General features: G+C 57.2%; 8 protein-coding genes. 3 read left to right on the forward strand and 5 right to left on the reverse strand.

Annotation, left to right across the window (positions count from 1 at the left end):
- Positions 1–13: 13 nt before the first annotated feature.
- From AUC61_RS07510 to AUC61_RS07520, 3 genes are all read left to right on the forward strand, one after another.
- Positions 14–1357, forward strand: a complete 1344-nt coding sequence (locus tag AUC61_RS07510) for a PQQ-dependent sugar dehydrogenase (RefSeq protein WP_243245344.1) — start codon at positions 14–16, stop codon at positions 1355–1357.
- Between the two features lie 239 nt (positions 1358–1596).
- Entirely contained in the window at positions 1597–1923 is a 327-nt protein-coding gene (locus AUC61_RS07515) for a type II toxin-antitoxin system RelE/ParE family toxin (protein ID WP_243245345.1), read from the forward strand.
- Positions 1920–2201 carry a helix-turn-helix domain-containing protein gene (locus tag AUC61_RS07520; RefSeq protein ID WP_243245346.1) on the forward strand — a complete coding sequence of 94 codons (282 nt, stop codon included), beginning with the start codon at positions 1920–1922 and terminating at the stop codon, positions 2199–2201. The genes AUC61_RS07515 and AUC61_RS07520 overlap by 4 nt, the downstream gene beginning before the upstream one ends.
- A gap of 20 nt (positions 2202–2221) precedes the next feature.
- Here the strand turns inward: AUC61_RS07520 and AUC61_RS07525 are convergent, their stop codons facing one another.
- The 5 genes from AUC61_RS07525 to AUC61_RS07545 all read right to left on the reverse strand — a co-directional run bounded on the left by AUC61_RS07525 (position 2222) and on the right by AUC61_RS07545 (position 6492).
- The gene (locus AUC61_RS07525) at positions 2222–2758 is read right to left on the reverse strand and encodes a C40 family peptidase (RefSeq protein WP_087272374.1); all 537 of its coding nucleotides are present in this window, start codon (positions 2756–2758) and stop codon (positions 2222–2224) included.
- 93 nt (positions 2759–2851) lie between these two features.
- Positions 2852–3556, reverse strand: coding sequence for a C40 family peptidase (locus AUC61_RS07530; RefSeq protein WP_243245347.1), 705 nt, complete (start codon positions 3554–3556; stop codon positions 2852–2854).
- 77 nt (positions 3557–3633) lie between these two features.
- Entirely contained in the window at positions 3634–4398 is a 765-nt protein-coding gene (locus AUC61_RS07535; protein WP_243245348.1) for an NAD-dependent protein deacylase, read from the reverse strand.
- Entirely contained in the window at positions 4392–5096 is a 705-nt protein-coding gene (gene hda / locus AUC61_RS07540; RefSeq protein WP_027902380.1) for a DnaA regulatory inactivator Hda, read from the reverse strand. The genes AUC61_RS07535 and hda overlap by 7 nt, the downstream gene beginning before the upstream one ends.
- A 322-nt stretch (positions 5097–5418) precedes the next feature.
- Positions 5419–6492, reverse strand: coding sequence for an AI-2E family transporter (locus AUC61_RS07545; RefSeq protein WP_243245349.1), 1074 nt, complete (start codon positions 6490–6492; stop codon positions 5419–5421).
- Between the last annotated feature and the right edge of the window lie 168 nt (positions 6493–6660).

Below are 6660 nucleotides of genomic sequence, written 5' to 3' on the forward strand. Positions count from 1 at the left end.
ACGGAGATCGACCATGTTCAAGCTCAAACCGCACTACGCCGTCTTGCTCATGCTCGCCGCTGGCCTGGCGGGCTGTGGTGAGTCCTCTACCCTGCAAGTCACGGATGGCACCGGCCCATCGCCTAAACTGCCTGAGCCGAACAAGACGCTGATCCCGACGGTCAACATCGCTCCGGCCGTCGGCTGGCCGCAAGGTGGCAAGCCTGTTGCCGCCCCGGGCACGCAAGTCGCCGCCTTCGCTGAAAAGCTCGACCACCCCCGCTGGCTGTACGTACTGCCCAATGGCGATGTGCTGGTCGCTGAAACAAACTCCCCCGCCAAGCCCGACGATGACAAAGGCATTCGTGGCTGGGTCATGAAGAAAGTCATGGGCCGTGCCGGTGCCGGAGTGCCCAGCGCCAATCGCATCACCTTGCTGCGTGACAAGGATCACGATGGCGTCGCCGAAACCCGCACCGTGTTTCTGGAAAACCTTAACTCGCCTTTTGGCATGACGCTGGTCGGCAACACGCTTTATGTTGCCGATACCGACCGCTTGATCAGCTTCCCTTATCAGCCTGGCCAAACGTCTATCACCGCCCAGCCGACCAAAGTCGTCGATTTGCCAGGCGGCACGTTGAATCACCACTGGACCAAAAACGTCATCGCCAGCAAAGACGGCAGCAGGCTGTACGTCACCGTCGGCTCCAACAGCAATGTGGCGGAGAACGGCATGGAGGCCGAGCAAGGCCGTGCCGCCATCTGGGAAGTTGATCCGAACACCAAGACCCATCGCATCTTTGCCTCAGGCCTGCGCAACCCTAATGGGATGGATTGGGAACCGACCACCGGCAAGTTGTGGACAGCAGTCAACGAGCGTGACGAAATCGGCAGCGACCTGGTGCCCGATTACGTGACCTCTGTTCAGGACGGCGGCTTCTATGGCTGGCCCTACAGCTATTACGGCCAGCATTTGGACGAACGCGTGAAGCCACAAAATCCGGAACTGGTGGCCAAGGCGATTGCGCCTGACTTTGCCGTGGGCCCGCACACAGCCTCGCTAGGTCTGGTCTTTGCAGACGGCAAAACCTTACCTGCACCGTTTAATGAAGGGCTGTTCATCGGCCAGCACGGCTCGTGGAACCGCAAGCCACACAGTGGCTACAAGGTGCTATTCGTGCCGTTCAAAGACGGCAAACCAGCTGGCACGCCGATCGACCTCCTGAGCGGCTTCCTCAACGCCGACGAAAAAGCACAGGGCCGCCCGGTTGGCGTGGTGAATGATCATCAGGGAGGTTTGCTGGTGGCCGATGATGTCGGCAACAAGATCTGGCGGGTGACGGGAGCGAAGGCACAACAGGCGGGTGTGAAGCCTTGACGGGCCTGCCTCCGGCTTGAGGTGACCCAATCGCGGGCAAGCCCGGATCCCACATGAATCGCATTTCTCTGTGGGAGCTGGGCTTGCTCGCGATAAGGTCAGCCGGAATGCTCTGGTACGCGCACCACCACCCGCCTACAAAACTCGTTGATTTTTCCTGACATCGGAGTGGAAATAGCTGCTAAAGTTTGTTATCGAAACAGATAACAATAGCTTCATATCCAAATCGGAAATGAAGCATGAAGCCACTCGTATTTTTGGGAGACACCCTGGAGCAGTTGAGGGGCTTTCCACTACCAGCCCAAGCCATTGCGGGCTTTCAGCTAGACCGAGTGCAAAGAGGTATAGCACCAGAAGATTGGAAACCCATGGCCAGTATTGGCGCGGGAGTTAGGGAGATTCGAGTTAGAGAAATCTCAGGGGCATTTAGAGTTGTCTATCTGGCAACGCTGCCAAATGCCGTCTATGTGTTGCACGCGTTCCGCAAAACTACACAGAAGACAGCCAATAAGGACATTACGCTTGCAACGCTGAGACTGGGCGATTTGATTAGGAGCAGAGCATGACCGAAGAACAAACCTTTGCCAGCGTCTGGGACGCCTTGGCGGATACGGCTCAAGAGGCTGCGCATCTGAAAGCTCGCTCGCAGCTTATGATTGAACTGAACGAACAGATCAGGCAATGGCCGGGGAACGACACGGTTAAGGCCAGCAGACTGGGTATAACCAAACCTCGCTTCTCTAATCTGAAAGCTGGCAGAGTCGATCTGTTTAGCCTTGATGCTTTGGTTGATCTGGCTGCGGCGGCAGGCTTGACGGTTTCAATGCATTTCGTCGCGGCTTGATAATAACCGCTCCCGCAGTATTACTGATTACGCGCCAGATTCGAAGGTTGAATCACCCGTTTGGCATCCAGATAAGCCTTCTGCCAATAAGGCTTGTCGAGGCTATCGAGCTTCACCGTGCCGCCGGTAGCAGGTGCATGGACGAAGCGACCTTCGCCAACGTAAATACCCGCATGGCTGACCTGAGAACCGCCGCCTGTGGCGAAGAACACCAGATCACCGGATTGCAGCTGCTCGCGCCCGACGCTCGGTGCGCGCATCACAATCATGTCGCGGGTTGAACGTGGCAGCGCAATACCCGCTGCGTCACGGTAAACAAAACCGATCAGACCGCTGCAGTCAAAACCCGAATCAGGCGTGTTGCCGCCCCAACGATAAGGGGTTCCCACCAGCCCGAGTGCACGGAACAGTACATCTTCGGCAGCAGGGTTGGGGTTTTCGGCGGGAGCAACGATGACCGGGCGTTGAACGACCCGTGGTTGCGGAGGCGGCGCGCTGGCGCAAGCACCGAGCAACGCAGCAAGAGATATGACCGCAAGGCGTAGCGTAATCGACATAAACACAACAACCCGATGTGGATGCGGCTTACTTTGCCGGGAGCCCGAAAAGCACAAGACAGGCTTATAGCCTGTCTTTGTACGGGACGCTAATTATTTGTGCTTGCGCTTCTTGACCGCTGGTGTCTTGAGCGTAGTTGCGGTCATCGCTGTCGTCTGGGCCGGAGCAGCCGTGGGCGACTCCATGGCCAAGGCGCGTTTGGCTTCGATGAACGTCTTGCTCCAGTACACATCGTCCAGGCTATCGACGCGAACACCACCACTGCGACGGCTGCTGGAGTGGATGAACTGGTTGTCGCCCAGATAGATGGCAGCGTGGCTGACGCGACCGCGACCGGCAGTGCTGAAGAACAGCAGATCGCCAGGCTCAAGGTCGGTGCGTTTAACCAGAGGCGCATCAATGTTGATCATTTCACGGGAAGAACGCGGCAGGCTCATGCCAGCCTCTTCACGGAACAGATAACCGATGAAACCGCTGCAATCAAAGCCGGACTTGGTAGAAGTACCACCGAAACGGTAGCGGGTACCGATCAGAGACTTGCCACGTTCAAGAATGCTGTCAGCCAGAACTGGCAGCTGGTAAGGCTTGTTGTCAGAGAAACGGGCCAGCTCAGCTTCAGTCGCCAACTCTTCCTGCAGGACCGAGCGGTCTGAACGGATGTTAGCGGTAGAAACGCTGACTGATTTGGCGGTTTGCTGCTGTACTTGCTGTTGTTGCGAGACCGGTGAATTGGCGGCGCAACCTATAAGCAGGGTAACAAGTGCGAGAGGCACGAGGGGTGCGAAGCGAACTAGCATGGGCACGACCGTGGCTGATAAATATTAAGAAGCCGCGACTATGCCCACTATCATTCTGATTTGCAAATTCAATCGAACTAAATGTGACTTACCAGTTCGCCCATGACATGTACTGCCCGGCAGGCGAAAAACGCATCCATTTGTGCGCTCTGATTGGTAGGCGTCAAATTAATTTGCGCCGTAAAACCGCCGCAAACCCTTGTTCTGATTACAGGTTCATGGATGTAGGGGAAGCTGGCCGTGGTACCGATGCTCAGCACTGCATCAAAGCCTTTTGCCATCTCATCATAGAGTGTTTGCATTGCTTGCTCAGGCAACATCTCCTGAAACAAAACGACGGGTGGTCGCAGAACGCCACCACACAACCGGCAAAGAGGAGGAAGTGGCCGCTGCAAATGCACACTCAATTCCGGATCCTCGGCTGCACATGACTGACAGAACAGCGGCGCCATCTGGCCATGAATTTCAATCAGGCGATCTGGCGGGCTTCCCGCAGCGCGATGATAGCCGTCGACGTTCTGCGTCAGTACCCAGCAATCCGGTTTCTTGCGTTGCAACTCTGCAATCGCATAGTGAGCAGCGTTCGGCTGGCCTCCCAGGCATGCCTTGCCCAGTTCGGCGATGTATTTCCAGCACAGCGCAGGGTCACGACGCAGCATCGGCCCGGACAGCGCTATTTCAATCGGCAGGCCATCATCAGTCTCGCCGTTATACAAGCCGCCAACGCCACGATAGGTTGGCAACCCGGAATCGGCTGAGAGTCCTGCCCCGGTGATAATCAGAATGCGCTGTGCGACACGCAGCGCCGATGCGGTTTGCAGCAGCAACGCGGGGTCTACCACCCAAGCGTCTCTTTAAGGAAAGGGATGGTCAGTTTACGCTGAGCCTGCAAAGAAGCCTGATCGAGGGTTTCCAGTAAATCGAACAGAGCACTCATGCTGCGAGTGCCCCGGGTCAGGATGAAATGCCCGACCTCGTCGGTCAGGTGCAGCCCGCGTCGCGATGCACGCAGCTGCAGAGCACGCAACTTGTCTTCATCCGACAGGCCACGCATCTGGAAAACCAGCGCCATGGTCAGGCGAGATTTGAGGTCAGGCAGTTTGACGGGGAGTTCGCGCGGGGATTGTGAGGCGGCAATCAGCAAACGACGGCCGCTGTCACGTAGGCGATTGAACAGGTGAAACAGGGCTTCTTCCCACTCAGGCTTGCCGACGATGGCTTGCAGGTCATCAAGGCAGACCAGTTCGTACTGTTCAAGGTTGTCGAACAGTTCGACGCCTTCATCGATCACTTCGGCCAGCGGGAGATAAACCGCCGGTTCGCCCATTTGCTCGAAACGCAGGCACGCGGCCTGCAACAGATGGGTACGCCCTACCCCGTCCTTGCCCCATAGATAGATGAGACTCTCGGTCCAGCCAGCCTCGGCTTCGCACAGGCGCTCGACGTAGCCGAGTGCCGCAGCATTGGCGCCGGGATAGTAGTTGATGAAGGTGGCGTCATCACGCAGACGCACACCCAGGGGCAGCTGAATAGGTTTCATGCTGGCTGAACGGCTCAAGTGAACCGTAAGGGGCCTCTGTGTAAAGTGCGCAAAGTTTATACCCGTGACGCTGGGGGCACAATGCGCCAGACCATAAGCAAAATCAAAGGTTTGCGTGAGTCTTTGGCGGCTATGGGTAAATGCTCAGAGATGATTGAGGGCTGGCACTCTTTTCACATGAGGTTGCAATCTTATTGTGGGAGCGGTGCTTGCCCGCGATACAGACGCTACGGTGTTCAGCAATACACCGAGTCATCGTTTATCGCGGGCAAGCACCGCTCCCACAGTTAGTTCGCGACCACTTGCAAGAGCCAGTCGCTTCCTACAACTCAGGATCTTCCGCGCCACCGTAAACATCCGACTCTTTATAGAGGTCGTGGGCATGGCGTACCAGAACCATGATCACTGCCGCCACAGGCAGCGCCAGCAGAATACCGGTGAAGCCGAACAACTCACCGCCTGCCAGGATCGCGAAGATCACCGCAACCGGATGCAGGCCGATGCGATCGCCCACCAGCAACGGCGTGAGCACCATGCCTTCAAGCGCCTGCCCCACCATGAACACCGCGGCGATGCCCAACAGCGGATACAAATCACCGCCAAACTGGAACAGCCCGGCCACCAGCGCTGCGCCGATACCGATCACAAAGCCCATATAAGGCACGATGGCGGCCAGACCGGCGATAACCCCGATCAACAACCCCAGCTCAAGCCCGACCAGCATCAGCCCGGCCGCATAAATGACGCCCAGGCCCACCATCACCAGCAACTGCCCGCGAATGAATGCGCCCAGTACTTCATGGCACTCGCCTGCCAGCTTGACGACCTGCTCTTCGCGGTGGCGCGGTAACAGACCACGAATCTTGGCCATCATCACGTCCCAGTCCCGCAGCAGGTAGAAACACACCACCGGGATCAGCACCAGATTAGTGATCCAGCCGATCAGTGCGAGGCTGGAAGCTGTCGCCCTGGACAGCACAGCGCTAACGATATCGCCGGTCTGGCCCATGTGTTCCGAAATAGCCGCTTTGACCTTGTCGAACTTCCAGAAACCATCGGCCAGACCAAACTTGGTCTGCACCCACGGCAATGCCGTGTGCTGCAGCCAGTCAAGCATCTGAGGGGCAAGCTCGTAGAGGCGGAACAGTTGCTTGGCGAGCATCGGCACCAGAATCAGCAGCAAGCCCATCAGGATCAGCGTGAAGAGGCCGAATACCGCCACCACACTCAAGGTCCGCGACAAGCCCAGTTTTTCCAGTTTGTCGGTCAGCGGGTCGCCCATATAGGCCAGCAACAGCGCCACCAGAAAGGGGGTCAGGATCCCGTGCAGCAAGAACACAAACAGGAACAGCAGAACGACTCCGCCAATCCAGAACCAGCGCCGTGTGTCAGTCATCAAAGCCCCTCAACTAAAATAAAAAGCCCGCTGGAGAATCTACGTTGGCCTGCAAACAAAATTCTCGGTCGGTCCCACCGATGAAACGGGTTTTCCTGAAGGAGCTGCCCCAGCATCCATAACACACCGCTGTCTCGGGGCAAACATAGGACCTGTAGGAGCTGCCGA

The sequence above is a fragment of the Pseudomonas maioricensis genome (assembly GCF_022790535.1).
Classification (GTDB): Bacteria; Pseudomonadota; Gammaproteobacteria; order Pseudomonadales; family Pseudomonadaceae; genus Aquipseudomonas; species Aquipseudomonas maioricensis.